This window comes from Pseudomonas sp. LH1G9 (assembly GCF_002949975.1).
GTDB lineage: Bacteria > Pseudomonadota > Gammaproteobacteria > Pseudomonadales > Pseudomonadaceae > Aquipseudomonas > Aquipseudomonas veronii.
On record NZ_CP026880.1, the window covers coordinates 2,643,851 to 2,670,321 of the forward strand.

General features: G+C 61.4%; 26 protein-coding genes. 15 read left to right on the forward strand and 11 right to left on the reverse strand.

Going from position 1 to position 26,471, the window contains the following annotated elements:
- Nucleotides 1-71 precede the first annotated feature (71 nt).
- The 7 genes from C5F70_RS12065 to C5F70_RS12095 all read left to right on the forward strand — a co-directional run bounded on the left by C5F70_RS12065 (nt 72) and on the right by C5F70_RS12095 (nt 7,165).
- Nucleotides 72-365 (forward strand): hypothetical protein, encoded by a 294-nt coding sequence (locus C5F70_RS12065; RefSeq protein ID WP_046383799.1) that lies wholly within the window; start codon nt 72-74, stop codon nt 363-365.
- A gap of 301 nt (nt 366-666) precedes the next feature.
- The gene (locus tag C5F70_RS12070; protein ID WP_046383800.1) at nt 667-1,158 is read left to right on the forward strand and encodes a GNAT family N-acetyltransferase; all 492 of its coding nucleotides are present in this window, start codon (nt 667-669) and stop codon (nt 1,156-1,158) included.
- Between the two features lie 384 nt (nt 1,159-1,542).
- Nucleotides 1,543-1,968 carry a GNAT family N-acetyltransferase gene (locus C5F70_RS12075; RefSeq protein WP_046383802.1) on the forward strand — a complete coding sequence of 142 codons (426 nt, stop codon included), beginning with the start codon at nt 1,543-1,545 and terminating at the stop codon, nt 1,966-1,968.
- A 209-nt stretch (nt 1,969-2,177) separates the two neighbouring features.
- Nucleotides 2,178-2,699 carry a sigma-70 family RNA polymerase sigma factor gene (locus tag C5F70_RS12080; protein ID WP_104903400.1) on the forward strand — a complete coding sequence of 174 codons (522 nt, stop codon included), beginning with the start codon at nt 2,178-2,180 and terminating at the stop codon, nt 2,697-2,699.
- Nucleotides 2,696-3,646: a FecR domain-containing protein gene (locus C5F70_RS12085; RefSeq protein ID WP_104903401.1), complete on the forward strand. Its 951-nt coding sequence runs from the start codon at nt 2,696-2,698 to the stop codon at nt 3,644-3,646. Before C5F70_RS12080 ends, C5F70_RS12085 begins: the two co-directional genes overlap by 4 nt.
- A 97-nt stretch (nt 3,647-3,743) precedes the next feature.
- On the forward strand, nt 3,744-6,206 hold the full coding sequence (locus tag C5F70_RS12090) for a TonB-dependent receptor (protein WP_057004805.1): 2,463 nt from the start codon (nt 3,744-3,746) through the stop codon (nt 6,204-6,206).
- A 65-nt stretch (nt 6,207-6,271) separates the two neighbouring features.
- Nucleotides 6,272-7,165, forward strand: a complete 894-nt coding sequence (locus C5F70_RS12095; protein WP_046488436.1) for an AraC family transcriptional regulator — start codon at nt 6,272-6,274, stop codon at nt 7,163-7,165.
- On the opposite strand, the gene C5F70_RS12100 is transcribed toward C5F70_RS12095, so the two are convergent.
- Both C5F70_RS12100 and C5F70_RS12105 read right to left on the reverse strand, forming a co-directional pair.
- Nucleotides 7,107-7,694, reverse strand: a complete 588-nt coding sequence (locus C5F70_RS12100) for a LysE family translocator (RefSeq protein ID WP_046383807.1) — start codon at nt 7,692-7,694, stop codon at nt 7,107-7,109. The two genes, C5F70_RS12095 and C5F70_RS12100, sit on opposite strands and share 59 nt — an antisense overlap.
- 78 nt (nt 7,695-7,772) lie before the next feature.
- On the reverse strand, nt 7,773-8,474 hold the full coding sequence (locus C5F70_RS12105) for a FadR/GntR family transcriptional regulator (protein WP_046488438.1): 702 nt from the start codon (nt 8,472-8,474) through the stop codon (nt 7,773-7,775).
- A 318-nt stretch (nt 8,475-8,792) separates the two neighbouring features.
- On the opposite strand from C5F70_RS12105, the gene C5F70_RS12110 reads away from it, so the two are divergent.
- Together C5F70_RS12110 and gudD are read left to right on the forward strand one after the other, a co-directional pair.
- Nucleotides 8,793-10,142, forward strand: coding sequence for an MFS transporter (locus C5F70_RS12110; protein WP_046488440.1), 1,350 nt, complete (start codon nt 8,793-8,795; stop codon nt 10,140-10,142).
- A 12-nt stretch (nt 10,143-10,154) separates the two neighbouring features.
- Nucleotides 10,155-11,504, forward strand: coding sequence for a glucarate dehydratase (gudD, locus tag C5F70_RS12115; protein ID WP_104903402.1), 1,350 nt, complete (start codon nt 10,155-10,157; stop codon nt 11,502-11,504).
- 19 nt (nt 11,505-11,523) lie between these two features.
- Here gudD and C5F70_RS12120 read toward each other — a convergent pair whose 3' ends face one another.
- Nucleotides 11,524-12,408, reverse strand: coding sequence for an NAD(P)/FAD-dependent oxidoreductase (locus tag C5F70_RS12120; RefSeq protein ID WP_046488443.1), 885 nt, complete (start codon nt 12,406-12,408; stop codon nt 11,524-11,526).
- A 143-nt stretch (nt 12,409-12,551) separates the two neighbouring features.
- Here C5F70_RS12120 and C5F70_RS12125 point away from each other — a divergent pair, with 143 nt between their 5' ends.
- Complete coding sequence (locus C5F70_RS12125) at nt 12,552-12,989, forward strand: Rrf2 family transcriptional regulator (protein WP_046383812.1); 438 nt, start codon at nt 12,552-12,554, stop codon at nt 12,987-12,989.
- Nucleotides 12,990-12,994: 5 nt separating this feature from the next.
- On the opposite strand, the gene C5F70_RS12130 is transcribed toward C5F70_RS12125, so the two are convergent.
- A complete protein-coding gene (locus C5F70_RS12130) occupies nt 12,995-14,440 on the reverse strand; it encodes a mechanosensitive ion channel family protein (protein WP_104903403.1) in 1,446 nt (481 codons plus the stop codon).
- A gap of 224 nt (nt 14,441-14,664) precedes the next feature.
- Here C5F70_RS12130 and C5F70_RS12135 point away from each other — a divergent pair, with 224 nt between their 5' ends.
- Nucleotides 14,665-15,891, forward strand: coding sequence for an MFS transporter (locus C5F70_RS12135; RefSeq protein WP_104903404.1), 1,227 nt, complete (start codon nt 14,665-14,667; stop codon nt 15,889-15,891).
- Between the two features lie 200 nt (nt 15,892-16,091).
- On the opposite strand, the gene C5F70_RS12140 is transcribed toward C5F70_RS12135, so the two are convergent.
- The 3 genes from C5F70_RS12140 to C5F70_RS12150 form a co-directional block, all read right to left on the reverse strand.
- On the reverse strand, nt 16,092-16,958 hold the full coding sequence (locus C5F70_RS12140; RefSeq protein WP_104903405.1) for a pirin family protein: 867 nt from the start codon (nt 16,956-16,958) through the stop codon (nt 16,092-16,094).
- 137 nt (nt 16,959-17,095) lie between these two features.
- Nucleotides 17,096-18,154 carry a diguanylate cyclase gene (locus tag C5F70_RS12145; RefSeq protein ID WP_104903406.1) on the reverse strand — a complete coding sequence of 353 codons (1,059 nt, stop codon included), beginning with the start codon at nt 18,152-18,154 and terminating at the stop codon, nt 17,096-17,098.
- An 82-nt stretch (nt 18,155-18,236) separates the two neighbouring features.
- A complete protein-coding gene (locus C5F70_RS12150; RefSeq protein ID WP_104903407.1) occupies nt 18,237-18,869 on the reverse strand; it encodes a LysE family translocator in 633 nt (210 codons plus the stop codon).
- Nucleotides 18,870-19,011: 142 nt separating this feature from the next.
- On the opposite strand from C5F70_RS12150, the gene C5F70_RS12155 reads away from it, so the two are divergent.
- Entirely contained in the window at nt 19,012-20,439 is a 1,428-nt protein-coding gene (locus C5F70_RS12155) for a PLP-dependent aminotransferase family protein (RefSeq protein ID WP_104903408.1), read from the forward strand.
- 4 nt (nt 20,440-20,443) lie between these two features.
- On the opposite strand, the gene C5F70_RS12160 is transcribed toward C5F70_RS12155, so the two are convergent.
- Genes C5F70_RS12160 through C5F70_RS12175 form a run of 4 tightly spaced genes read right to left on the reverse strand, consistent with a single transcriptional unit; the run spans nt 20,444 to nt 23,688 of the window.
- A complete protein-coding gene (locus C5F70_RS12160) occupies nt 20,444-21,109 on the reverse strand; it encodes a methionine ABC transporter permease (protein WP_046488453.1) in 666 nt (221 codons plus the stop codon).
- Nucleotides 21,106-21,852, reverse strand: coding sequence for a methionine ABC transporter ATP-binding protein (locus tag C5F70_RS12165; RefSeq protein WP_079443584.1), 747 nt, complete (start codon nt 21,850-21,852; stop codon nt 21,106-21,108). The genes C5F70_RS12160 and C5F70_RS12165 overlap by 4 nt, the downstream gene beginning before the upstream one ends.
- Nucleotides 21,849-22,643, reverse strand: coding sequence for a MetQ/NlpA family ABC transporter substrate-binding protein (locus tag C5F70_RS12170; protein ID WP_218276656.1), 795 nt, complete (start codon nt 22,641-22,643; stop codon nt 21,849-21,851). The genes C5F70_RS12165 and C5F70_RS12170 overlap by 4 nt, the downstream gene beginning before the upstream one ends.
- A 13-nt stretch (nt 22,644-22,656) precedes the next feature.
- A complete protein-coding gene (locus C5F70_RS12175) occupies nt 22,657-23,688 on the reverse strand; it encodes an isopenicillin N synthase family oxygenase (RefSeq protein WP_104903410.1) in 1,032 nt (343 codons plus the stop codon).
- A 471-nt stretch (nt 23,689-24,159) separates the two neighbouring features.
- On the opposite strand from C5F70_RS12175, the gene C5F70_RS12180 reads away from it, so the two are divergent.
- From C5F70_RS12180 to C5F70_RS12190, 3 genes are read left to right on the forward strand one after another with little or no spacing between them, the layout of a single operon-like run.
- Entirely contained in the window at nt 24,160-24,888 is a 729-nt protein-coding gene (locus C5F70_RS12180; protein WP_046488460.1) for a winged helix-turn-helix domain-containing protein, read from the forward strand.
- Nucleotides 24,881-25,636, forward strand: a complete 756-nt coding sequence (locus C5F70_RS12185; protein ID WP_104903411.1) for a hypothetical protein — start codon at nt 24,881-24,883, stop codon at nt 25,634-25,636. The genes C5F70_RS12180 and C5F70_RS12185 overlap by 8 nt, the downstream gene beginning before the upstream one ends.
- Before the next feature lie 30 nt (nt 25,637-25,666).
- A complete protein-coding gene (locus tag C5F70_RS12190; protein WP_104903412.1) occupies nt 25,667-26,338 on the forward strand; it encodes a helix-turn-helix domain-containing protein in 672 nt (223 codons plus the stop codon).
- Nucleotides 26,339-26,471 lie beyond the last annotated feature (133 nt).

Sequence of the window (26,471 nt, forward strand, 5' to 3'; positions counted from 1 at the left end):
CACAGTTGCCACCCAATCTGTTTCGCAGCAGCAAGGTGGTGATTCTTTTTACCCAAATAGAATCGAACCTCATGACCAATCAAAATCCGCCCCGCCGCTTCACCCCCATGTCCCAAACCGCAACCGACTACCCGGTCCTGCTGATCGACAGCGACGCCCCGCTCAGCGAGTTGCACGCCTGCGCCAGCGAGCGCCTCAATGCCGCGCTCGCCTACCTGCACCTGATGGCCTGTTCCAAAGTGTCCGACTATGCCGAGCACGACATCAATACCGTCGCCAACACCGCCCGGATCATGGTCCAGGATGTGGCGGATGTGTTTACGGTGATGGAGCGGCGTGGGTTTGATTCGCCTGCGGTGAGTTGATGTGATGTAAGTGTTGAGGAAACCCGCTTTGGCGGGTTTTCTGGTTTCTGGTGAACTGGAAGTTGGCGGGGAAGTGGATTTGATGGTGTTTGTCCCGCCGCCATCGCAGCCTCGCTGGGGCTCGACAGCTCCCACAGTTGACCGAGTCCGGCCTCCAGCAGTTGGACGGTCACCACGCCCCGTCACTTGGCCCCGTTGAACCACGCTGGCCGAACATCCTGGTCGACCCAGAGGCCACAATGGCGGCGCTATTGGCACCCGGCTATCATGTGGCCTTTCGCTTACCCTCCGAGGAAACCGCATGCCCGCCCTCTCCTTTCGCAACGCCCTCCCCAGCGACGCCGCCCATTGCTTCGACATCGAAACCAGCGCCTACGAAGGCGACGAAGCCGCGACCCTGGAAAAGATCGCCACGCGCATTGCCCAATACCCGCAAGGCTTTTTGATCCTGGAGGCAGATGGCGAGGTGGTGGGCTTCATCAACAGCGGCTGCGCCCACAAGGTGGTGATGTCGGATGAGGCGTTCAAGGAGTTGGTCGGCCATGCGGCCGAGGCGCCGAATGTGGTGATCATGTCGGTGGTGGTCGCCCCGGCGCACCAGGGCAAGGGCTATTCCACCGCGTTGATGCGCGAGTTTGTGCAGCGCATGCGCGCGCTGGGCAAGCAGACGATTCACTTGATGTGCAAGGACCGCCATGTGGCGTTGTACACGCGCCTGGGCTACCGCTATGTGCAGCCGTCGGCGTCGGATCATGGCGGGATGGCGTGGCATGAGATGGTGATGGCCTTTTAATAGTCACCCTGGGAGCTTATCCCTGTTGCAGCGCCCAACAAGGCACCACGAATTGACTCGGAGTGCTTTGATGTCCAGGGCACGTATCAGCCGCTTGTTGACCTCCTCTTTGATCGCAGCCCCGTTGATGGCCATGGTGCCGGTTGCATTCGGTGCCACTGCGCAGGACATCGAGCACCTCCGAAACTTATCCGTCGACCAGTTCCGCCGGGAGGCCAAGTAACGCGCCGAGGAGCAGGCGCGCCAGGAAGCCAGGGAAAAGCAGTTGCAGGAAGAGGAGGTACGCGCTTTATTGCTCGAAAAACCCTGATCACGCCCACACTCAATCGTATAAAGAACTGTCTAGACGCTTGTCGGACAACGGGCCACAAGGAATCCAGCGCGATGCAGCCTCCTCTCATTGAAATCAGCGACCAGCCCAACCCCGACGCCGAACGCATCCTCGGCAACGGCCTGGCGGCGTTCAACGAACAAGCCACCGGCTACCATGACCGGCGCCCGCTGAGCGTGCTGGTCAAAGACCCGCACACCCAGCAGGTGCTCGGCGGCATCACCGGCCGGAGCGCATTCGGCATGGCCTTCCTCGACCTCTTCCACTTGCCCGAGACCCTGCGCGGTTCCGGTATCGGCAGCCGATTGCTGCGCGCCTTCGAAGACGAAGCCCGACGCCGCGGTTGTCGCAATGCCGTGCTCTACACCATCAGCTTCCAGGCGCCGGGGTTCTATGAGAAGAACGGCTGGGTGCGGTTTGGCGAAATCGCCTGTGAACCCGAGGGCAACAGCCGGGTGTTTCTGTCGAAACAGCTGTGAGATTCAGGCGTTCACTCGTTGGAGATCAACGTGCCGGTACCGACGGGTGAATAGATGATGGCCTGGGTATCCAGGTTCTTGATGCCCGAGCTGATTTCTTCAATCCATCGATACAGCCTCCCAAAAGCAAACCAATATCATTTGCGCACAACCCGACGCTTTGGTTTAATCGCGACCAATTCTTATTTACGCCAAAGCCTTTGCGCTGGATGGACAGTGTGTCGACCTCCTTCACCCACATCTATGGCACCCACCACAGCTGGCTGCTCGGCCTGCTGCGGCGGCGCCTGAACGACCGCTGGGATGCCGCCGACCTGGCCCACGACACGTTTATCCGCATCCTCGGCCGCCCGTTGGCCGAGACCGATCACGTCGGCCAACGCTCCTACCTGGCCACCATCGCCCGTGGCCTGTGCATCGACCACTGGCGCCGCCGCCAACTGGAACGCGCCTGGCTGCAAACCCTGACCGAACGCCCGGAAGCGCAGCAGCCGTCGCCGGAGCAGCGGGCGATCATCGTCGAAACCCTCTACGAAGTGGACACGATGCTCGCGCGCCTGCCGAAGAAGGTCAGCGAGGCCTTTTTACTCGCGCACTTGCACGGCCTGCCCTACAAGCAGATCGCCGTACAGCTTGGCGTGTGCGAGCGCATGGTCAAGAAGTACATGGCCCAGGCCCTGCTGCACTGCGCGATTCTGGAAGCCGAACTCGACGGGATGCTGGTGCAATGAGCCGCCCCGGCCAGCTCAGCCACGCCAGCCTGGAGCAGGCTGCGCACTGGTACGTGCGCCTGCAGGCCCCAGGCGGTGCGCTCGAACAGTTGCGCTGGCAAACCTGGGTTGCGCAAAGCCCCGAGCACCTGGCGGCCTGGCAGTACGTACAGCGCGTCAGCCAGCGTTTTGCGCCGTTGCTGGAGCAACCCCATGGCGCCAGCCGGGCCTTGCGCAGCTCGCGGCGCCAGACACTCAAGACCCTGCTGGTGCTGGGTGTCGGCTCGACACTGGCCTGGGGCACCTGGCGCCACAGCCCCCTGCCCCGCCTGGCAAGCGGCTGGAGTGCCGACTATGCAACCGCCAACGGCGAGACCCGCGACGCGCTGCTGACCGATGGCAGCCATGTGTGGTTGAACGCACTGAGCGCGCTGGATGTGCGCTTCGATGCCGCGCAACGCTTGCTGCGCCTGCGTTTTGGCGAAGTGTTGATCGACACCGCCAAGGACCCCAACCGTCCGTTCCTGGTGGACACCGAACAAGGCCGGCTGCAGGCGCTGGGCACGCGCTTCAGCGTGGTGCAAGGTGATGAACATACCCAGCTCACGGTGTTCGAGGGCCGGGTGCGGGTGAGTACGCTCAACCCGCACCCACGGATTGTCGACACCGGCCAACAGCTGACGTTTACCCGCAACCACTTCAACACCGCCAGCGTCGCCTCCCCGGCCCGTGAAGCCTGGAGCCGTGGCGTGCTGCTGGCGGACAACCTGCCGCTCGGCGAGTTGATCGCCGAACTCAACCGCTATAGCCCCGGCCACCTGGGCTGCGACCCGGCCGTGGCGCAGCTGCCGGTGATGGGTTCGTTCCCGCTCAAGGACAGCGACCAGGCCCTGCACCTGCTGCAAGCCGCGCTGCCGATTCGGGTCGAGCGGCCGATGCCGTGGTGGGTCAGCGTGGGGCCGCAGTAAAAAACTTCACCCGCCAGTTCCCTTTTTCGACACTCGTTCGGTTAACCCTGCAGACGCTTTCAACTCGCCGATCGACTTGATCCAAAGGGACACCTCCATGCCGCAACCTGCTCGCTTCGCGCTGCGCCCACTGGCGCTGGCCACCTCCCTGCTTTGCCTCGGCGCACCGACGCTGTACGCCGCCGAGCCGACCTCGACCCAGGAAGCCGCGCGCAGTTATCGCATCGCGGGCGGCGCCCTGGTCGCCGTGCTGAACAGCTTCGCCGAACAGTCCGGAATGTTCATCGCCGGCCATAACAGCCTCGCTGCCGGTAAAACCAGCCCCGGCCTGAACGGCAGCTACACCCCGACCAGCGGTTTGCAGCACCTGTTGCAGGGCAGCGGTTTGCAGGCGCTGCCCCAAGGCAACAACGGTTACGTGCTGGAGCTGATCCCCGCCCACAGCGGCGCGCTGGAGCTGGGCGCCACGACGATTTCCGGCCAGGGCCTGGGCGCTATCACCGAAGACACCCATGCCTACACTACCGGTGTCATGGCCTCGGCCACCGGCCTGCCGCTGTCGATGCGCGACACCCCGCAGTCGGTCACGGTGATCACCCGCCAGCAGATGGACGATCAGGGCTCCAACAGCATCGCCGACACCCTGCGCCGCGCCCCCGGCGTGAGCGTGCAGAACTACGACAGCGAACGCTGGGAGTTCTCCAGCCGTGGCCTGCCGATCACCAATTTCCAGTACGACGGCGTCAACGCCACCTATGACGGCGTGTACGACTACGGCACCACCAGCACCGACATGGCAGTGTACGACCACCTGGAAATCATCAAGGGCTCGGCCGGCCTGCTCAGCGGTTCCGGCGACCCGTCGGCCACGGTCAACCTGATCCGCAAAAAGCCCACGCGGGAATTCAAGGCCTCGGTCACCCAGACCTTCGGCTCCTGGGACAACTACCGCACCGAAGGCGATATTTCCGGCCCCTTGACCGAGTCGGGTAATCTGCGCGGACGCTTTGTCGGCGTGTATCAGGACCGCCAGTCGTATCTCGATCACTACCAGCACACCAAGGACATCGGCTACGGCATCCTTGAAGCGGACCTTACGCCCGACACCCTGCTGACCTTCGGTATCGACCAGCAAGACACCCGCTCCCGTGGCGCCAGCTGGACCGGTTTCCCGATGTTCTTCAGCGACGGCTCGCGCACGCACTTCTCGCGCTCGTTCAACCCGGCGGCCGACTGGAGCCGCCGCGACTTCCAGAACCAGACGCTGTTCGCCTCGGTGCAACAGCAGTTGGCGAACGACTGGTCGCTCAAGGTCAGCCTCGACCGCAAGCGCAGTCAGCACGACACCCTGCTCGCCTCCGCCAGCGGCGGCAACCCGGACCCGGTCAGCGGCGACGGCATGTACATGTTCATGGGCAAGTACAAGGGCGACCAGTTACAGAACACCCTGGACGTCAATCTCAGCGGGCCGTTCAACCTGTTTGGCCGCGAGCACGAGCTGATCATGGGCTTTATGGCCACCCGCTCGAAGCAGGACGTGCCGGTCTACGGTTCGATTTACCCCGCCGTGGGCGGCAGCATTTTCGACTGGCACGGCGAGTACGCCAAACCGGATATCCCGCGCAGCGGCCAGAACGATATCGTGCAACGCCAGACCGGCGCCTACCTGGCCACGCGCTTGAAACCCACGGACGATTTGTCAGTGATCCTCGGCACGCGCGTCAGCACGTTCAGCGGCACCGACACCACCGATTTCTATGACCCGACCAAGGCCGACAACCGCACCACCTACCGCCAGAGCGGCGTGGTCACGCCGTATGCCGGAATCGTCTACGACCTCAACGACACCTGGTCGGTGTACACCAGCTACACCCAGATCTACCGCCCGCAAAGCAGCAAGGACGCCGACCGCAAACTGCTCGATCCGATCGAAGGCGCCACCTATGAAGCCGGGCTCAAGGCAGCGTTCTACGACGGCCGCCTGAATGCCAGTTTTGCCGCGTTCCGCATCGAGCAGGACAATGTCGCCGAGTACGTCTCGGGCTTCGAGACCGATTCGGTGTACCGCCCGATTGCCGGCGCCACCACCAAGGGCTTCGAGGCGCAACTGTCGGGTGAAGTGCTGGACGGCTGGAACATCTCGGCCGGCTACACCTACCAGCACACCCGCGATGCCAACAACGGTTATGTGTACAGCTCGGTGCTGCAAACCACCACGCCGCAGCAGGTGGTGCGCCTGTTCAGTAGCTATCGCCTGCCCGGCGCGCTGGAGCATGTCACCGTGGGCGGTGGCGTGAATTGGCAGAGCGAGTTCTTCGGCAACGTGTTCCAACCCGACCCGAACGACACGGTCAACTTCGGCCAGAACGCACGCATCACCCAGGACAGTTACTACCTGGTCGACCTGATGGCCCGCTACCGCTTCAACGAGCACCTGAGCACCACGCTTAACGTGAAGAACCTGTTCGATAAAAAGTACTACACGGGCCTGGGCAACTTCGGCACCGGGTTCTACGGCGAACCGCGCAGCCTGCAACTGGCGACTAAATGGGACTTCTAGGCTGACGGCCCCGGCAGTCTGTGCAATGATCCTCCCTCGATCTCCCGAGGGATGGAGCCGCCGCCATGTCGCTGAACACCGCCACTCACCCCGCGCAAGCGCCGCGCTTCTGGCGCGACGAGCGCTTGCCGTTCATCGAAGCGCGGACCATCGCCGATGGGCGCAAGGTCACCTACACCCGCCACGCCCACGAGCATTTCTCCATCGGCGCGATCACCACCGGGCGCAGCTATTACCACTACGGCGCGGACACCTTCCAGATCAGCGCCGGCACGGTGGTGCTGATGAACCCCGGCGATGTGCATGCGTGCAACCCGATCCACGACCAACCCTGGTCGTATCACATGCTCTACCTCGACACGCCCTGGCTGACGGACCTGCAATACCAGTTGGGTTTCAGCACCGACCAGGGTTATCGACCGTTCAATACGCCCTATACCCGCGACCCGGTGCTGTACAACGGCCTGATCGAGCTGTACCGGACGCTGTTGGATGAGCACGCCGAACTCCTGCAAAAACAGAGCATGCTGGTGAGTTATTTCAGTGAGGTGCAGCAGCGCCTGAACCCTTCGAACACGCCGGTGCGGGAGGTCAATCACAAGCTGGAACGCGCCGCCGAATACATCCGCGAACACTGCACCCAGGCCTTGAAACTCGAAGACATCTGCCTGGCGGCCGAGCTGTCGCCGTCTTATCTGATCCGCGCCTTCAAGCAGTATTACGGCTTGACGCCCCATGCGTTTCTGGTGAACCGGCGCATCCAGTTCGCCCGCACCCAATTGCGCAACGGCGAACTGATCGCCGACGTCGCCCTGGCCGCCGGCTTTGCCGACCAGGCGCACTTCCAGCGCACCTTCAAGCTGCACTTCGCCGCCACGCCGGGGCAGTACCGCGACTTGCTCAAGCCATCAGCAAATAACCCACACTGGCCACCAGCAACGCGGCCATCGAACGGTTGAACACCCGCACACCCTGCGCGTTGCCGAGGTAACGGCGCAAAAACGTGCCGGCGTAGGCCCAGCAGGCTACCGACAGGTAGCAGATCACCAGGTAGAGCGCCGCAAACAGCCACACTTGCCGGGCGTCGCCATCCGCGACAAACAACCCCATCCCCGCCACGCAGGCCAGCCAGGCTTTGGGGTTCAGCCATTGCATGATCGCGCCGTAGAGCATCGACGGCGCCGTTGCGGTGCCTTCGGCGTCCAGCCGGCCATCGTCCACCGCAAGTTTCCAGGCCATGTACAGCAGAAAGGCGACCCCGCCCCACTGGATCAACTGGGTCAGAATGGGCCAGCGCAGCAGCACTTCATGCAGCCCCAGGCCGATCAGCACCAGCAATAGCGTGAAGCCGGTGGCGGCACCGAACACGTGTTTCTGGCTGGCGACAAAACCGAAGCGCGCGCCCGAACTGAGGGCGACCACATTCACCGGGCCCGGTGTGATGGAGGTGGCCAACGCGAAGGCGGCCATGGAAAGGATCAAGCTCATTGCGGTTCCCTGTTGTGGTGATGAACAGGGGCCACGGTAAACACCCCGGCGAGCCGGGTATTGAAGAAAATGCCCCTGCTACTCGCCGGTCATGCGTTCCAGGCTGTTGCTCAGGTGCAACAACATCGCGGCGCGGGCGGCGTCGGGGTCCTGGCGGCGGATGGCGTTGAGGATCGCCTCGTGTTCCAGGTTGGCCAACTGGCCCAGTTTCATCAGGTCGGTATCGCCGCGCTCTTCGGCGTTGATGCGCGTGCGCGGGATCACCGAGTTGCCCAGGTGCTGGATCACATCGGTGAAGTAGGTGTTGCCGGTGGCCTGGGCAATCAACTGATGGAAGCGCACGTCGGGTTCGACGCTGCTGTCGTTGTTGGCCAGCGAGGCCTGGTAGTCATCGAGGGCCTCGCGCATGTGCTGCAACTGCACCTCGCTGCGGCGCAGCGCGGCCAGGGCGGCGGCCTGGGTTTCCAGGCCCAGGCGCAACTCGAGGATGCCGCGCACACTGACGGCGGTGTCGTGGTTCAGGTGCAGGCCCTGGCGCTGGTCCCGCGCCAGCACAAAGGTGCCCACCCCGTGCCGGGTTTCCACCAGCCCTGCCGCCTGCAACTTCGACAGCGCCTCACGCACCACCGTGCGACTGACACCGTACTCGCCGACGATGGCCGACTCGGAGGGCAGCTTCTCGCCCGGCGCCAGTTGGCCGAGGAGAATGCGCTGGGTCAGCGTGGTCACGATGTCATGGGCCAGGCCCTGGGAGCGCTTGCGGGGGGTGTCGTTGTGCATCGGTCATTCCATCGGTTGGACCCGGTCAATACTAACATCCCCCTCCGCCACCAACTTGTATGACAACAAACAAATTACGCCGCAACTGCGCCGCGTTTTCATGGAAGCTGGATTGCCTGCGATTGCATCGGCGCGATTGATTTCATGCGCTATGACGCCTGTAAAACAGGATTACCAGCCCTGTCGCGTGCTCGTACAGCCAAAATTTACGTTGCGACGCGGAAAAAAGCAGTTGTATGATGTCTATCAAGTTGCCAGGCACCCCCGGCAGCCCTGAACCCATCCCCGCACAACAATAATCCGTGGGAGTTCTACCCCGTGACCGCTTCCAACCCTGCGACAGCTGCGCCTGCCCTCGACCCCGTCCTGGCCCGCGCGATCAAGAAAGTGAAGCAGCATGTGCTGCCACTGTTCGTGATCATGTTCATCGTCAACTACATCGACCGCGTCAACATCGGCTTTGTCCGCACCCACATGGAACACGACCTGGGCATCGGCGCGGCCGCTTACGGTTTCGGCGCCGGCTTGTTCTTCATCGGTTATGCGTTGTTCGAAGTGCCCTCCAACCTGCTGCTGCAAAAAGTCGGCGCGCGTATCTGGCTGACCCGCATCATGTTCACCTGGGGCATCACCGCGACGCTGATGGCCTTTATCCAGAACGAAACCCACTTCTATATCCTGCGTTTTCTGCTGGGCGTGGCCGAGGCCGGGTTCTTTCCGGGGGTGATCTACTACTTCACCCGCTGGCTGCCCGGGGTGGAGCGCGGCAAGGCGATTGCGATCTTCCTCAGTGGCTCGGCCCTGGCCTCGCTGATCTCCGGTCCGCTGTCCGGCGTGCTGCTGCAAATCAGCGGGCTGGGCCTGCACGGCTGGCAATGGATGTACATCATCGAAGGCATGGCCTCGGTGCTGTTGTGCTTTTTCGTGTGGTTCTGGCTCGACTCCAAACCCCATGACGCCAAGTGGCTCAGCCGCGCCGAACAGGACGCGCTGGTGGGCGAGATCGAGCGCGAACAACGCGAGCGTGACGCCGCCACGACGGTCAAGCCGAGCCTGGGCACACTGCTCAAGGACCGCCAGATCATGCTGTTCTGCGCCCTGTATTTCTGCATCCAACTGACCATCTACGCCGCCACGTTCTGGCTGCCGAGCATCATCAAGAAGATGGGCGACCTGAGTGACATCCAGGTGGGTTTCTACAATTCCATTCCCTGGCTGATTTCGATCATCGCCATGTATTCGTTCGCGGCCCTGGCCGGCAAGTACAAGCACCAACAGGCGTGGGTGGCCACGGCGCTGTTGATTGCCGCGGCGGGAATGTTTTTCTCCACCACCGGCGGGCCGATCTTTGCCTTTGTCGCCATCTGTTTTGCGGCGATCGGGTTCAAGTCGGCATCGTCGCTGTTCTGGCCGATCCCCCAGGGCTACCTGGATGCGCGCATCGCCGCGGCGGTGATCGCGCTGATCAACTCCATCGGCAACCTCGGCGGGTTTGTCGCGCCCACCACCTTCGGCTTTCTGGAGCAGACCACCGGGTCGATCCAGGGTGGTTTGTATGGGCTGGCCGGCACCTCGATCCTCGCGGCGATCCTGGTGTTCTTCGCCAAGACCCGGCCCGGCGCCCAGAGCCCGAGCGTGCTGCACCCCGCCCCCGTCCTGAGCAAATAAGGAAGCGTTTTGATGAATACAGAACACCAGCACCACGCCAGCCATGCCCCCATCGTCACCCACCTGCAAGTGATCCCTGTGGCCGGCCACGACAGCATGCTGCTCAACCTCAGCGGCGCCCACGGGCCGTTTTTCACGCGCAATATCGTGATCCTCAAGGACAGCGCCGGGCACATCGGCATGGGCGAAGTACCGGGCGGCGAACGCATCCGCGAAACCCTGGAAGACGCGCGCAGCCTGGTGATCGGCAAGCCGATCGGCGCGTACCAGAGCATTCTCAATGCCATGCGCCGCACCTTTGCCGCCCGCGACAGCGGCGGCCGTGGCCTGCAGACGTTCGACCTGCGCATCACCATCCACGCCGTCACCGCGATGGAAGCGGCGCTGCTCGATCTGCTCGGCCAGTTCCTTGAAGTGCCGGTGGCCGCCCTGCTCGGCGAAGGCCAGCAGCGCGACGCGGTGAAGATGCTCGGCTACCTGTTCTACATCGGCGACCACCAGCAGACCGACCTGGCCTACCGCAGCGAAGCCGATGGTGACGATTGGTGCCGCCTGCGCCATGAACCGGCCCTGACCCCGGACGCCATCGTGCGCCTGGCCGAAGCCGCCCAGGCCAAGTACGGCTTCAACGACTTCAAGCTCAAGGGCGGCGTGTTGCGCGGCGCCGAAGAAATCGAAGCGGTCACGGCCCTCGCCGAGCGCTTCCCCGACGCACGCATCACCCTGGACCCAAACGGCGCCTGGTCACTCAAGGAAGCCATCGCCCTGTGCCGCGACCAGCATCACGTATTGGCCTACGCCGAAGACCCATGCGGCGCGGAAAACGGCTATTCGGGCCGCGAAGTCATGGCTGAATTCCGCCGCGCCACCGGCCTGCCCACCGCCACCAACATGATCGCCACCGACTGGCGCGAAATGGGCCACGCGATCCAGCTGCAATCGGTGGACATTCCCCTCGCCGACCCGCACTTCTGGACGATGCAAGGCTCGGTGCGCGTGGCGCAGATGTGCCATGAATGGGGCCTGACCTGGGGCTCGCATTCCAACAATCACTTCGATATTTCCCTGGCGATGTTCACCCAGGTGGCCGCCGCCGCACCGGGCGACATCACTGCGATCGACACCCACTGGATCTGGCAGGACGGCCAGCGCCTGACCAAGGCGCCATTGCAGATTGTCGACGGTCACATCCAGGTGCCGACCAAGCCGGGGCTGGGCGTCGAGATCGACATGGACGCGGTGGCCCAGGCCCACGAACGCTACAAAGACATGGGCCTGGGTGCGCGCAATGACAGCGTGGCCATGCAGTTCCTGATCCCCGGTTGGAGTTTCGATAACAATCGCCCGTGCCTGGTGCGCTGAGCGCCGATCCCGGCCAGCCTCAACCGTGAATCAACGAAACGTGCGCGCCCACCCCGGCGCGCACGCCCTCGGCCACCGCCAGCGCCACGGAACCGGCGGCAAGGGACGCATCGCCACAGGCAAACACGCCGGCCACGGAGGTCTGGCGGGTTTCGTTGGTGTGCAGGTATGGGCCGGTGGGGCCGTCGGCCAGCACACAGCCCAACTGCTCGGCCAAGGGGCTGAGGCGAGTGCGGGACATCGTGAATACGCCGTCCAGTTGAATCACACGGCCATCAGCCAGTTCCAGAGCCACGCGCTCACCGCTGATCCGTGTCACCGCCGTGCGCTCCACGCGGACCCCGCGCCGATCCAACTGCGCCTGTTGCTCGGCATCCGGGGTGAACACGCCGTTGGTGAACAAGGTGGTGCTGCCCCAGTCCGGCAACATCAGCGCATGGTGCATCGCCAGCGGCGAGGTGGCCAACACACCGATGCGGCCTTGATCCAGCTCATAGCCGTGGCAGTAAGGGCAATGAAACACGTGCTTGCCCCAGCGTTCCGCCAAGCCTTCGAGGGCGGGCAATTCGTCCACCACCCCGGTGGCGAGGATCAGGCGTCGCCCCTCGAATCCGCCGTTGTATTGCGTGTGTAGCCTGAAACCGCCCGGCGCCGTAGCCGCCTGTAATACGCTGTCCTGCACCCAGGTGACGCTCGGATACTCCATCAATTGGCTGCGACCTTCGGCGGCAATGACGTCCGGCGCCTGGCCGTCCTGGCCGAGAAAGCCATGGGCGGTGGCGGCAAACCGATTGCGCCGCTGCCCCGCGTCGATCACCAGAACCTTGCGTCGTGCCCGCGCCAATTGCAGGCCGGCGGACAAGCCGGCATAGCTGCCGCCCACGATAATGACGTCATGCATCATGAAAGTGCCCCTTGTCAGGTGCGCGCGGTTATCCGCGCGCTTTCACGACACACCATAAGTTACGTAAAAATAGCACGTCAAGTGTCTCGCAACTTTTTGGGTTACGAAGGATACTTTCGACCGAATCGACTTGAGGTTTTTTGATGAGAAACGACACCCGCCTCTCGCGCATGCTGCACGTGCTGATCCATATGGACCGCCATGAAGCGCGCGCCACCTCGGAGACCATCGCGCAGATGCTCGGCACCAACCCGGTGGTGGTGCGGCGCACACTGGGGCTGCTCAAGGAAAAAGGCTATGTCCGCTCGGAAAAAGGTCATCAGGGCGGCTGGACCCTGGGCAAACCCTTGAGTGAAATCACCTTGCTGGATATCCACAATGCCTTGGGCACGCCGTCGATATTCGCCATCGGCTTGTCCACCGACCACCCGCAATGCCTGGTGGAACAGGCAGTGAACGCGGCACTGAGCGACGCGTTCGACCAGGCCCAGGCACTGTTACTGGCGCGGCTGGGGGATGTGACGCTGGCGCAGTTGGCCGAAGATTTCGACGAGCGTTGCCGCCTCGCCCCGGCACCCTGATCGCACTACAGCCGGCGCTTGCGCAACCACTGCAGGAACCCCTTCTTCACCGGCACCACCGGTGCTTCCTGGGTCAGGGTCTGCGCCGCATGTATGCGGAAATCCAGCAGCGCTTTCATCGCTTCGCCGATGTCATGCCGCGCATCCAGGCACGGCTTGAGGTATTCCTTCTCGATGCGATAGAGGGTGCAGAAGGTCTTGGCGCGAAAGTCCGCCAGCGTGGCCTCGTCGGACAAGATCCCAGCCTCGCCGATCACCTCCCCCGGCCCCATGCGCCCGGCTTCGAACATGTGCCCAGCCTTGTCCATCATCACCGAGACCACGCCGGATTCGACGATAAACAAATGATCGCTGACCTCCCCCGCCGGCAGGATCACCGCGCCGGCACGATAGCTGTGCAGGGTCATGTTCTGGCTGAAGGTGTCTTTCTCTTCCTGGCGCAGGGTGGAGAAAATCGACGAGCGCTCCAGCAACGCCCGCGCCCCCGACAGCGCCGGCGGCGCGCTGCTTTCGGTGGCAGACAGCAAACCGACGCCCGCCGCCTGCAAGTGCCGGAAAGCCAGGTCGTACAGCTGGTTGCGCACTTCGCGCTTGAGCGGCATCGACGGCACAAAGCCGCTGATTTCATACTCCACGCCGTCGCTGGCCGAGGTTTTGAACGCCACGCTCGGCGCCGGTTTGGCCAGCAGCAGCCGGCACCCTTGCATCGCCCGCTCCAGCGCCTCGATCACCGTTTGCGGGCGGGCGTGGGGGCTGACTTGCAGGCAGACCGACAGGCCGAACATATCCGCCGGGCGCGAAAAGTTGACGATCTTGGCCTTGGCCGCCAACGAATTGGGGATCACCGCCATGCTGCCCTGGGAGGTCTGCAACCGCGTAGCGCGCCAATCGATATCGGTGACGCGCCCCTCGGTGCCGTCGATGGAAATCCAGTCATCGAGCTGGTACGGCTTGGTGGTGTTGAGCACGATCCCGGAAAACACATCGCTGAGGGTGCTTTGCAGCGCCAGGCCGACGATGATCGCCACCGCACCGGAGGTGGCGAGCACGCCCTTGACCGGCAGGTCGAGCACGTAGGCCATGGCGGCGATGATCGCAATCAGGAAAATCACCGCGCCCAGCAGGTCCTGCAACAGCCGACCGGTGTGGCCCACGCGCTGCATCATCACCGCGCCGAGCAACACCGTCAGGGTCCGCGCCGCGAACAGCCACCAACCGATCTGCAACGCAGTGGCGGCCAGGTGCAGCGCGGTGTTGTCGGCATACGGCGCGACGAGCATCGGGTTCATGCCGTCGTTGAACAACACGGCGCTGAACACCGCAAAAATCACCAACCGCGCCGCCAGCTTCCAATTGGCCAGCTCAGCGGAAATCAAGCGCCACACACCGATGTCGATAAAGATCAGCGCCAGGGCGCACAACATGGGGTGCTCAGCGATAAATGAGGGCATCCAGGCGACTCCAGGGTGAATGCCGAGAAGATCGCATGAAATGGGGATGTGGGGGTATAGCGCGGAGCGAAATGCGGGTGGGAAATTGCACCGTATCTGACCACCTGATTGCATCAGCACTGACCAGGCGTTTGCATCGCGCCGGATTATCTAGACACCTTGTAAACTCATACTGATGTTTCTTCAGACCGCTATGCCACGTCGCTTACACAAAGGAGTTCCCTATGCGTAAGGATTACCTCGCCTTTTTTATCGCGCTCTTTCTATCGAGGCTGGCGGATCAGATCCTGTTGTTTATTGTGCCGCTGGTGGTGTTCCAGACCACCAACAGCGCTTCATGGGCAGGGCTAGCGTTTTTCGTCGAATCGCTGCCGCGATTTCTCGCGTTCCCGCTGTGCGGCGCGCTGTGCGACAAGTACCCGCCTATTAAGATCCTGCATATCAGTCAGGTCTACCGGGCATGGCTCTGTGTGCTGGGGGTGGTGCTCTACGGAATCTTTGGTGGCATCGGTTGGATAGTGGTGCTGTCGGCACTGTGCGGAGTGCTGACCACGCAAGGCATCATGGCTCGCGAAGTGCTGATGCCGCATATCTTCCAGCACTACAGCTACACCAAGACGTTGTCCTACTCCCAGATCGCCGACCAGGCGGGACTGGTCCTCGGGCCTCTGGTGGCGGCACTGATGCTTGAGGTTTGGGCTTGGCACTGGGTGGTGCTTTGGATCGCCGGATTGTTCCTGCTGGCAGACCTGAGCATGCTGGCGTGGCAACGTCTTGGCCGTATGACGCTAGAGGTGTTCGAGCAGCATCAAGACATCTGGCTGCAGCCGTTGCGGATCGCTTTTGGGCATATCCGTAGCCTGGCGGAATTGAAAAAAATCATCATTCTGGCGGTAGGCGTCAACCTGATCGTTGGTGGCACCTTGGCAACTTCGGCGGCCATGGTGATCGGCCAGTACAGCGCCGGCAAGGATAGCTATGCAGGGCTTCAGGCGGCGGGTGCGGTGACAACAATCGTGATCCTGTTCCTTCTCGCTCGGGTGGTGCTGCCTCTGCGAGTCCTCGGGGGTGTCGGATATTCGATGATCGCAACGGGGGCATTCATCAGCGCCCTGAGTCCGAGTCTGCTCGGCTATGTGCTGGGTTTCCTGTTGATCGCAGGCTTCGACAAAATGTTCAACGTCTACATACGCACTATCCGGCAGCAGGTGATACCGCCTCAGGACTTCGGCAAGACGGTAGGTGTGATCACGCTGCTGAACAACATGTCCCAGCCTCTGGCAGGTTTACTGGTGGCTTTGTTAGCTGCGCCCTTGGGCACCCAGACCGTAATCCTGATTTTGGCCGTGTTAACGACTATTCTTGGGACATTTGCCATGTGGTGGTTCGCAAAGGCTCGCGGCCCATCCCCGAGCTTGATTCTCGAGGCTGACCAAGAAGCCGGAAAATAGAAAGTTGCGTCGGCAGGCTTGTAAGCATTTTCCAAGGAAGCATACGGATCATGTCCGCAAAGAAGAGTCTGCCGGTTCGAACTCATGATCGCCGCCGAACGTTTACAGCATAACGACCACTCTCGGCCTCACGGGTCAAGTCCATGCAATTACGCATGTGGGGGCTTGCCCGCCCCCACATTAGGCTTGGCGTCAGCCTTTCAGTGCTGCATCTGCCCGAAATGACCAGAGTGGAAATCAGCAAACGCCTGATGGATCTCCTGCTCAGTATTCATCACGAACGGACCATGGCCGACGATAGGCTCGTCGATCGGCTCGCCGCTGAGCAGCAGCACCCTCGCGTCGTCGCTGGATTCCAGCGACAGTTGCGTGCCGTCGCGCTCAAACAGTGCCAATTGCCCCTGGCGCGCGATTTCTTCGCCATTGACCAGCACCGTGCCGCGCAAGATCACCAGCGCGGTGTTGCGTCCGGCGTGCAGGTTCAGGGTCAGCGCCTTGCCGGCGTTGAGGCGCAGGTCCCACACGTCGATCGGCGTGAAGGTGCGTGCCGGGCCTTTGGTGCCCGCGAACTCACCGGCAATCAGGCGCAGTTGGCCAGCCTCATTGGCCAGCGGCAGCAGCGGAATATCGCTGTCGACAATCGTCTGGTAACCGGCGTCGGCCATTTTGTCCTTGGCCGGCAGGTTGACCCACAGTTGCACCATCTCCAGCACCCCGCCGCTACGGGCGAAGGCTTCGGAGTGGAACTCTTCGTGGAGGATGCCCTTGGCGGCGGTCATCCATTGCACGTCGCCGGGGCCGATCGTGCCGCCAGCCCCGGTGGAGTCGCGGTGCTCGACTTCGCCGTCGTAGACGATGGTCACGGTTTCAAAGCCGCGATGCGGGTGCTGGCCGACACCGCGACGCTGTGTGGTCGGGGTGAAATCGGCCGGGCCCGCGTGGTCCAACAACAGGAAGGGGCTGATGTGCTTGCCCAGGGTGTCGTAGGAAAACAGCGTGCGTACCGGAAAACCGTCGCCGACCCAGTGGGCGCGGGGGCTGGTGTAGATGCCGATGAGTTTTTTCATGGTGTACCTCCAAAGTGCCTACACCATAAGTCCCACGGGTCTTGGGGACTAGCCGGCAAACGCGGCGTTGTTCGTTCTATGCATAGGACAATCAACACGTCCTCAGTTTGTTTTTGCTGGCTGGGGACGCCGTCCCGCTAGACCGACCTCAACCAAGGCCCCTGCACCGCGCTGACCCGATTGCGCCCGCTGCTCTTGGCGTCATATAACGCCTGGTCGGCATCGTTGAGCCAACTGGTCGAATCGCTATGCCCGACCCGATAAGGCGCCAGGCCGATGCTCAAGCTGACACGCAGGGTCGGGTCCTGGGTATAGGCCAGCGCATTGAAGCGATCGCGCAGGGTATCCATCACTTGCGTGGCGCGATTGAGCGGCACGTCCGGCAGGATCACGCAGAACTCGTCACCGCCGTAGCGTCCGGCCAGGTCGGTGGCGCGCAGGTTCTGGCGCAGCACTTTGCTGAGCTGGCGCAGGACGAGATCGCCGGTGACATGGCCGTAGGTGTCGTTGATCACTTTGAAATGATCGATGTCGATCAGGGCAATCACCGCGCCCTGCTGCCCGCCGTGGCAGCGCTGGAACTCGATGTCCAGATGGTCCTTCCACGCGCCATGGTTGAGCAGGCCGGACAAGCTGTCGGTGCGACTCAGGGCCAGCAGCTCACGCTTGTGCCCGGCCAGGGACACGGCCTGGCGATAGCAAATCCAGCCCAGGGCCAGCGGATACAGCACCAGGATCGGTAAACAGGCATACAACTGCGCCTGGCTGGTTATGCCGATGAACGCCGGGGTGAAGATCAGCAGCGACACGCCGACGCCCAACGCCTGCGCCACCCAGCCCGCCAGCATGAAACGGGGACCACCGATGGCCACATTGTTCATGGTCATCATCGACAAGGTGGTGACGCTGGGCAGTGGGTTGAAGTGCATGGCACCGACCCAGAAGCCACCGCAAAACGAATCGAACAGCAGGTTGTGGCGCTCGCAACGCAATGTGTTGGCGGTGCGGCGTGCCCATTGATAAGCCAGGTGCGGCCAGACAAAGCCGTTGATCAGCATCAACGCCCACACCCAAAGCGGTGGGTTCAACGCGGACATGCCGAAGGCCACGCAGGCAAAGCCAAGTGTCAGCCCCAACGTGCGGGTTTTGTACAAGCGGGTAGCGAGCGGAACTCCATTTCCTCCGGCGGCTGGCATGGTGAGGTGCGATCCTGGGTAGGTGCCTGGAGTCTATCAGGGCAACAGCATATCGCCACTACCCCTTGTAAGCTCAGCGCCGTCAGTGGGAAAAGCCCCGCGCCAGCATCCCGGCGACGCCCAGCAACAACAATGCCGTGATCCGTTGCAACCAGACCCGCCGCCGGGGGTTTTCCAGCACCGGCTTGATGCGCTGGCCAAAATAGCCATACAGGCAGCCACTGGCGAACTGCAGCAACAGAAAGGTCAGCCCGAGGATAGCGATGTCCGACATCGAGTTGTGTTCCCCGGCCCCGGCGAATTGTGGGAACACGGCGCTGAACATAATGATCGCCTTGGGGTTGGAAAACCCGGTCAGCAAGCCCTTGCCGAACAGACTGCGTGCGCCTTCCACGGCAACGACCCCGTCGATGGACACGCCGCTGCCGGTCCACTGTTTGTAGGCCAGGTAGATAATGTAGGCGACGCCGACCATCTGGATACCCTGGGTAATGGCGAGGTTGCCTTTGATCAATTCCGAGAAACCCACGGCAAAGATCAGGATAGAGACCAGGTACGACACACTGGCGCCGAGCTGCGCCGGGATCGAGCCGCGCAGGCCGTCCTTCAAGCCCAGGCTCAGCAGCAGCAAGGTCATGGGGCCGGGGCTGAACGTCACAGTGGCGCAAAACAGCAGAAAGTAGAGAAACGAAGAGAGCGTCAACGCGCTTGTCATAGCCTTGGACCTTGGGAAGACAGCCGGAAAGTGGCGGGATAGCCGGCAGTCTAGGGCCGCGGCATTGCGCAGGGCAGGTAAAGTAAGGCCTAATCCGGCCCTACTTCACCGGTAAAATCACTAGCAAAGACAAGGAAGCCGCATGTTTGTATCCGCCATCGCCTTTCGGGCTGGCGCACCCAAGGTGCAACAGATCGTCGAGGCGTTCAGCCAGGCCATCGAGAACGGCGAATGGGCGCCCGGCAGCAAGTTGCCGTCGGTGCGTGAGCTGACCCAAACTCTGGGCGTGAGCAAGTTCACCCTCAATGAAGCGCTGGACCGCCTGCGCGGGCGCAACCTGTTGACCTCGAGCCAGGGCCTTGGCCACTTTGTGACAACAGACATCATCCGCGCCACCTCGACGAGCTGGGTCGACCTGTTGCCCCAGGACTTGCTCAGCGTGTTACGCCGGCCGCTGGTCACCGTCAATGGAGATCTGCGCCCCGGTGGCGGGCATTTGCCGGAGGAGTGGCTGAACAGCGAGGCGCTTCGCCAAGCCATGCGTAGCGTGGTGCGCGCGCCGTCGCTGCGCCTTGCCGGGATGGGCACGCCGGCCGGGTTCCTGCCGTTGCGCCAGGCACTGCAACACAAACTGCATGCCGAAGGGTTGTCGGTGCCGGTGGAGCAAATCATCACCACGCCCAACACCCTGCAAGGCCTGGACATGCTCATGCGCTTGCTCGCCCGCCCCGGCGACACGGTGCTGCTCGACGCGCCCTGCTACTTCAACTTCCACGCCAACCTGGCCCTGCACGGGGTCAAGGTGGTGACGATCGAGCGGCGCCCGGATGGCTTCGATTTCGACGCCCTCGAACAGTTGCTGGCCGAACATCGCCCCAGCCTGTACCTCACCACCAGTGTGTTGCATAACCCCACCGGGCACTCTTTCAGCCCCAGCCAGGCGTTTCGTCTGCTGCAACTGACCCGCCAGTACCACTGCCATATCGTCGAGGATGACCTCTACGGCGACCTGCATCCCAACCCGCCGCCGCGCCTGGCCACCATCGCCGGCCTGGACCAGGTCACCTACCTGTCGGGCTTCTCGAAAATCCTCAGCGCCAACACCCGCGTCAGCTACGTGGTGGCCGCACCGCAACTGGCGGCCAACCTGACCCATATGAAGTTGATGAGCGGCGGCGTGACCTCGGAGCTGTTCGAGCAGATCGTCTACCGCATGCTCAGCGAAGGCAGTTACGCCCGGCACCGCAAGCGCATGGTGCAGCGCTTGCTGGAAGCCGGTGCGCGTGTCGAACAATGGCTCAAGCGCTGCGGCTGTCAATTGCCGATGGCGTATGAAGGCGGCATGTTCATCTGGGCCCGCCTGCCGCCGGGGGTGAACGGCGAACAGTTGGCCCAGGAGGCGTTGAAGCAGAACATGGTGCTGGCGCCGGGGGCATTGTTCGGCTACGACCCGGCGCTGCCTGATTCGATGCGCTTCAATGTGGCCCACAGTGACGGGCCCGGGGTGCAACAAGCCTTCGAAACGCTGTTGCTCAAAACTGTGCGCGAGCCGCGATCACTATCGACATGAGGGCTCATCGGCGATGCGCCAACGACCTGACGCAGCGATCGCCCAGGCTTTGCACGCCCTGCACGAGCACCACCAACACCACCACCGTCACCACCATGATCTGGTTGTTGAAACGCTGGTAGCCGTAGCGAATCGCCAAGTCGCCCAACCCACCGCCGCCGATCACCCCGGCCATGGAGGAAAAGCCGATCAGCATCACCAGGGTCAACGTGACCCCGGCCACCAGCGCCGGCAAGGCTTCGGGCAGCAGCACCTTGAAAATCACATGGCGGATATCGCCGCCCATGGCCACGATTGCCTCGATGCGGCCCTTGTCCACATCATCCAGGGCGGTCTCGACGATGCGTGCGAAAAACGGAAAAGCACCGATGGTGATCGGCACCACCGCCGCCGTGCTGCCCAGGGTGGTACCGACAATCAGGCGGGTCAGCGGAATCAGCGCGATCAGCATCACCACAAACGGCAGCGAACGCCCCAGGTTGATCACCGCACCCAACGCACGGTTGAGCCTTGGCAGCGGGAACAGCCCACCCGCGCGGCTGATAAACAGCAGCACGCCCAATGGCAGGCCGATCAACAAGGTGAACAGCCCTGCCAGCAGCACCATGTACAGGGTTTCGCCGGTGGCGTTGAGCAGCAGTTGGAGAACTTCATTCCAGTCGGTTTTCATCCCGCCCTCACCACCTGCAGGTTGGGCGCCAGCGCGCGGCCCAGGCGCGAGGACGGGTCGGCCTGCAGTTGCAGCAGCGTGCCGCTTTCCACCACGCGCCCCGCCGCCAGGGAAACCGCGCTGTCGCAGATCGCCTTGACCACGTCCAGCTCATGGGTGATCAACACGATGGTCACCCCCAGCTGCCGATTGATATCGCGCAACAGCGCCAGGATCGAAGCGGTGGTTTCCGGGTCCAGGGCGCTGGTGGCTTCATCCGACAATAAATACGCCGGGCGCGCGGCCAGTGCGCGGGCGATGCCGACACGCTGCTTCTGCCCACCGGAGAGTTGCGACGGAAACGCCGCCGCCTTGTCGCTCAAGCCAACCAACGCCAGCAACTGCGCCACCCGCGCGACGCGCTCGGCCTTGGGCACCCCGGCAATCTCCAACGGCACCGCGACGTTATCCGCCACGTTGCGCGAGTGCAGCAGGTTGAACCCCTGGAAGATCATGCCGATGCGCTGGCGTTGCTGGCGCAGCGCCTTGCCGGTTAACCGGGTCAGGTCCTGGCCATCCATGAGGATGCGCCCGGACGTCGGCCGCTCCAACAGATTAAGGCAGCGCAGCAACGTGCTTTTACCGGCGCCGCTGCGGCCGACGATGCCAAAGATCGAACCATCGGCGATCTGCAACGACACGTTGTCCAGCGCCGCCGGCTGGCCGTCGGCGTAGGTTTTGCTGACACCCTCGACGACGATCATTCGAGCGCCACCGGGATCACCGAACCGGCATATTTCTCGCTGATGAACTTGGCCACCGCCGGCGAGCGCAGGTCTTTGGCCAGTTGCTGGATGCGCGGGTCCTGCGCCAGTTTGGGCGTGGTCACCAGGATATTTGCGTAAGGGTTGCCCTGAGCCTTCTCCAGCCCCAGCGCATCCTTGGCCGGTTGCAGCCCGGCTTCCAGGGCGAAGTTGCCATTGATCACTGCCAGGTCGACATCCTCCAGCGCCCGGGGGATCTGCGGCGATTCGATTTCCAGGATCTTCAGGTGCTTGGGGTTCTCGGCAATGTCCCTGGGCGTGGCCTGGTGCTTGGACGCATCGTTGAAGCCCGGCTTGAGGGTGATCAGGCCATTGGCTTGCAACAGGTACAGGGCGCGGCTGAGGTTGGTGACGTTATTCGGCACGGCGACGGTGCCGTTGTCCGGCACCTGGTCGAAGCGGGTGTGGCGGTGCGAATAGATCCCCAACGGTTCGATATGCACGGCGGCCGCCACCGCGAACGTCTGGCCGAGCGCCTGTTCCTGGGCCTTGAGATACGGCAGGTGCTGGAAGTAATTGGCGTCGACATCGCCATGGGCCAGCAACTCATTGGAGTTCACGCCGCTGGGGATCTCGATGATGTTCAGCTTCAGGTCCGGGTCGAGCTTCTGCACGTATTCGAGGATTTGCGCATGGGGAATCGGGTCGGCAGCGACGCGCAAGGCATCGGCGGCCGCCACATTGAAAGCGCTCAGCAAGGCCGCCAGGGTTAGTGTGAATGTCTTCAACAGAGTGATCTCCTGATCAGGCGGACAGTGCATGGGGCAGCGTGGCGTCGGCGTAGAAACGCTGGGCCACATCCGGGTGGGAGCGCAGGCGGCCCTTGAGGTAGTTCCAGCCGACGTCGCGCAGCAACGGGTTGCGCGGGTCGCTGGTGGGGCCGTGGGCATCGCGCAGCAGTTCGGGCGCCAGCGGGTACACCGGCACCACCGCATCCAGCTGCGCGCCAAGGAAAAACGCCAGGGACACGCGCTCGCTGCCCACCGGCGGCGACACCACGCGGTGGACCGTGGCGCGCAGATAGCCGTTACTGGCCAGCTCGAGCAATTCGCCGATATTCACCACCAGCGTGTCGGGCCGCGGCGCGGCGTCGATCCAGCGCCCCTCCTCCACTTCCACCTGCAAACCGGCCTGCTGGTCTTGCAGCAGGAAACTCAGGAAGCCGGAGTCCTTGTGCGCGCCAACGCCCTGGCGACTCTGCCCGGCGTGGCGACCGGGGTAGCGGATCAGCTTGATATGTTCGTTGGGCTTGTCGCCGTACAGCGCGTCGAACGCATTTTCGGGCAGGGACAAGGCCTGGGCGAACGCGCGCAGCAGGCGCAACGACATCCGGGTCATCGCGTGCTGCCAGGCCAACACCCGAGGTTTGAGCTCGGGCAACGCCGCCGGCCATTGATTGGGGCCTTGCAGGCGCGCCCAGGCCGCGGGGTGTTGCGCGACGGCCAAGGGTTCGCGCTCGGCACCGACGTCGAACTGCTCACGCAGGTCCGGCTGGCCCCGGGTGATTTCCGAGGCCGCGCGGTTATAGCCGCGAAAGTGCGGGGAGTTGATCATCCCGACAGCCAGCTTGTCTGCCTCGGGCAAAGCGAAAAAAGCCCGCGCCTGCTGCTGCACCTCGGCCAGCAACGCCGGGGCGATACCGTGACCGGTGAGGTAGAAGAAGCCGACATGCCGCGCGGCAAAACGCAGCTCATCGAGAAACGCGCTGCGCTGCGCCGGGCTGCCATCGAGCAACGACAGGTCCAGCAGCGGCAAGGCGGTGATTGATTGCAGCATCGGCGGCTCACTCCATGAACGTCTTGGGGGAGCGATCAAGCTAAACGATCTTAAAAATCGGCAATAAATACCTTTTTAGAATTAGCTTAAGCCGTCGTCGGATCCGGGAGGACCGCGCAAGTAAAGCGCAGAATCGACAGCACCGGGCAGGCGTCGATGGCAAATTCCTGGCGGTTTAAGGCAATTAGTCGCCCCGTCACCTGGCCTCATTTATAGAAAAAATTAAATCGCCACAGGCCTAAAAACCAATTGACCTAAGATACTTATTGCACACTAACAATCTGCACTAGCATATGTGTACACCCATGCAAACGCCGCACCCGCAACACCTCCCTCTCACCCCGCCGCCGCCTTTAGAATAAAGCTACGAATGTTAAAATTTGTCACGTTTTGGCGGAATCAATTCGATTAGTATCTAACGCTAGCAGCGATTGAACTGTCGGCCTTGCATGCCAGAAAAGGGAGTAGGTGATGCATTTTTCCAACGTCCTCGCTATTGCACGGACTGCGTCTAAAACTGAGGATTTCAGAGCACTTATAGTTCGTACTGTACCGAATGATTTAAAAGTCGATACACGCAGCTACGGTCAACTAGTCGGTCATCATGAAGATCACGTCGACTATCGCGCCATCGTCATAGAAATCGACACACCTTCTGCCAGCAATCAAACCCTGGACATCATAAAAAAAACCAGGCACAAAAACCCGACCTGCCTGATAGTTGTCTTCATCACGTTTGCCTCTACTCAAAGTAAAACCAAATATTATTTGGCCGGCGCGGACTACTGCCTAAAAGCCACCGAAACTTCCCCTGAAGAAAAGTTGAGTTTAGTCGAGGCATTTCTCAATGAAACGTATCGCTTGGACTGCTGCAAACTTATTCTCGATCAAGACCGGATGTGCATTTACGGCAACGACCAGAAACTTGAAATTTCCTTCATCGAAATGAAAGTTCTCGAGGCACTGATCTATAACCGACTGCTCAGTCACGATGAAATCGCCAATGTTATGGGGCTCAACACCAAATTCTACGACTCTCGAGCCCTGGAGAAATCCATTAGCCGCCTGCGCAGCAAAATCAAGGCGCGCTATGGCGAAAATATCATTCAGAACATCCGTGGCTACGGTTACAAGTTGAGCCGTGGGATTATTTCCGCCCAGTATTTGCACCCAGCCCAAGAGAGACAGCATCGTGAATAACGAGAAAATATCGCCTGTCGCAATAGCCCAACCCAAGCTCTTCAGGCAAGCGATAGTTGAACGCAGCTGCGCACTTTGGGGCAATGAGATTCGCGTAACCAGCACACATAATCTGCTCAATCTTCCAGAGCATTCGCAGCCCTTGTATCGCGCTCAACTTAAATGCGCCTACCGTGACGCCCTATCGCGCATCGACCCACGCATGACTGCCGATTTCAGTCATTTAACACTTGCTTCTGCACAGCCGGCGACTCATAAATTTCTACGCATCGAGCAATCAGCGCTTATGTCCGAAGACACGCTCAAGGAACTTATCCAGGTCGCGCATGTATTGGACAGCTATAAGCAGCAACTCGTTATCAGTATAGAAAACCCCTTGGACGCACTTCCCGGCCCCACGGAGCGCCGCGCGATGGTGCGCCAACTGTATAACCTCAAAGACCGCAGCAGTATCAAGCTTGCCTACAATAACTACACACTGGATACAAAGCAGGCCGACCTGTTGATCGAACTGAAACTCTATGACTATATAAAAATGCCATTTCCGGATGCGCCCCTGAGACTGAGTCTGAATATACGCTCGGATTTTTTCGACCGGCTCTATGACCGCATGTTAGAGCTGATAAGCGCCAGTCGAGTCTCATTCATTGCAGACAAAGTTGAATTCTCTGACAGTGCAACACTCGCCAAACGCTTGCCTTTCAATTACTTTCAGGGCGGTTACTACTCGCCGGCCGAAAATTTATAACACTCAACCCACAGGACCATGGTAACCACTATGAGCTCACTCAAAAAACACCTGTCCACCGCTACGCCCGTCTTTATTCCGCTGCCCGACTTTGCGTCGAATGTGGAGTTACTCTATGGCGATATCGCTTGCCCGCCGCGAACCAAGACAGCAGAAACCCAGACAACCAGCACGCCATTGTTTGGCAACCAGTATTTCAATTCGCACTACACCAACAATTCAACGATCGAAAAACCCGACAGCGCCAATAACGCATCAACGCCGGTCATTTACAAAACATTACAGCCCTATAATAAACTGGAACTAAATGTTCAACTCCACAGCACCGACAGGCCTCAAAAAGCACTGGCGACCCACACCGAAAAACCTCCGCTACAAGCACCTGACTACTGGACCTTTACACAACATGATCGAATGCTGGTCAAGGGTGGCCTACGCATTTCCTTGACCACGATCGAGTCAGCACTTATCAAAAAAATGTTACACCATGAAGAACGTGTGGTGAGTAAAGAAGAACTTATTCGCAATATTGGTCGCGAACCCGAGTTGTATCGCGGCCTGGAAATGTGCCTCAGCCGACTTCAGGAAAAATTCAAGCGCGTCAACGATGGCGAGCGGTTGTTCCGTTCGGTGAGAAATCGGGGCTATTGCTTGACCCAGAGGATAAAAAACCCCCTGGAACTCGCCCAGCAGTTTCGCTGAAAAAATATAATAATTCCAGAGTCGTTAATCTTGGCGTTGGTCACGCTCCACTATCTGCCTTTTTATAACAATCCGTCTCACCCAACAGCCACTTAACTATCGCTATGTGCCTGTTATAACTCGTCAGCTACTG

Bases quoted from the DNA above. Each gene is read 5' to 3' on its own strand.
- C5F70_RS12065 (WP_046383799.1), top strand. From the start codon at position 72: ATGACCAATCAAAATCCGCCCCGCCGCTTCACCCCCATGTCCCAAACC.
- C5F70_RS12100 (WP_046383807.1), bottom strand. From the start codon at position 7,694: ATGAGCTTGATCCTTTCCATGGCCGCCTTCGCGTTGGCCACCTCCATC.
- C5F70_RS12120 (WP_046488443.1), bottom strand. From the start codon at position 12,408: ATGATGCATGACGTCATTATCGTGGGCGGCAGCTATGCCGGCTTGTCC.
- C5F70_RS12075 (WP_046383802.1), top strand. From the start codon at position 1,543: ATGCAGCCTCCTCTCATTGAAATCAGCGACCAGCCCAACCCCGACGCC.
- C5F70_RS12145 (WP_104903406.1), bottom strand. From the start codon at position 18,154: ATGCCAGCCGCCGGAGGAAATGGAGTTCCGCTCGCTACCCGCTTGTAC.
- C5F70_RS12105 (WP_046488438.1), bottom strand. From the start codon at position 8,474: ATGCACAACGACACCCCCCGCAAGCGCTCCCAGGGCCTGGCCCATGAC.
- gudD (WP_104903402.1), top strand. From the start codon at position 10,155: ATGAATACAGAACACCAGCACCACGCCAGCCATGCCCCCATCGTCACC.
- C5F70_RS12085 (WP_104903401.1), top strand. From the start codon at position 2,696: ATGAGCCGCCCCGGCCAGCTCAGCCACGCCAGCCTGGAGCAGGCTGCG.
- C5F70_RS12155 (WP_104903408.1), top strand. From the start codon at position 19,012: ATGTTTGTATCCGCCATCGCCTTTCGGGCTGGCGCACCCAAGGTGCAA.
- C5F70_RS12175 (WP_104903410.1), bottom strand. From the start codon at position 23,688: ATGCTGCAATCAATCACCGCCTTGCCGCTGCTGGACCTGTCGTTGCTC.
- C5F70_RS12150 (WP_104903407.1), bottom strand. From the start codon at position 18,869: ATGACAAGCGCGTTGACGCTCTCTTCGTTTCTCTACTTTCTGCTGTTT.
- C5F70_RS12160 (WP_046488453.1), bottom strand. From the start codon at position 21,109: ATGAAAACCGACTGGAATGAAGTTCTCCAACTGCTGCTCAACGCCACC.
- C5F70_RS12095 (WP_046488436.1), top strand. From the start codon at position 6,272: ATGTCGCTGAACACCGCCACTCACCCCGCGCAAGCGCCGCGCTTCTGG.
- C5F70_RS12130 (WP_104903403.1), bottom strand. From the start codon at position 14,440: ATGCCCTCATTTATCGCTGAGCACCCCATGTTGTGCGCCCTGGCGCTG.
- C5F70_RS12180 (WP_046488460.1), top strand. From the start codon at position 24,160: ATGCATTTTTCCAACGTCCTCGCTATTGCACGGACTGCGTCTAAAACT.
- C5F70_RS12070 (WP_046383800.1), top strand. From the start codon at position 667: ATGCCCGCCCTCTCCTTTCGCAACGCCCTCCCCAGCGACGCCGCCCAT.
- C5F70_RS12190 (WP_104903412.1), top strand. From the start codon at position 25,667: ATGAGCTCACTCAAAAAACACCTGTCCACCGCTACGCCCGTCTTTATT.
- C5F70_RS12125 (WP_046383812.1), top strand. From the start codon at position 12,552: ATGAGAAACGACACCCGCCTCTCGCGCATGCTGCACGTGCTGATCCAT.
- C5F70_RS12090 (WP_057004805.1), top strand. From the start codon at position 3,744: ATGCCGCAACCTGCTCGCTTCGCGCTGCGCCCACTGGCGCTGGCCACC.
- C5F70_RS12135 (WP_104903404.1), top strand. From the start codon at position 14,665: ATGCGTAAGGATTACCTCGCCTTTTTTATCGCGCTCTTTCTATCGAGG.
- C5F70_RS12165 (WP_079443584.1), bottom strand. From the start codon at position 21,852: ATGATCGTCGTCGAGGGTGTCAGCAAAACCTACGCCGACGGCCAGCCG.
- C5F70_RS12080 (WP_104903400.1), top strand. From the start codon at position 2,178: ATGGACAGTGTGTCGACCTCCTTCACCCACATCTATGGCACCCACCAC.
- C5F70_RS12140 (WP_104903405.1), bottom strand. From the start codon at position 16,958: ATGAAAAAACTCATCGGCATCTACACCAGCCCCCGCGCCCACTGGGTC.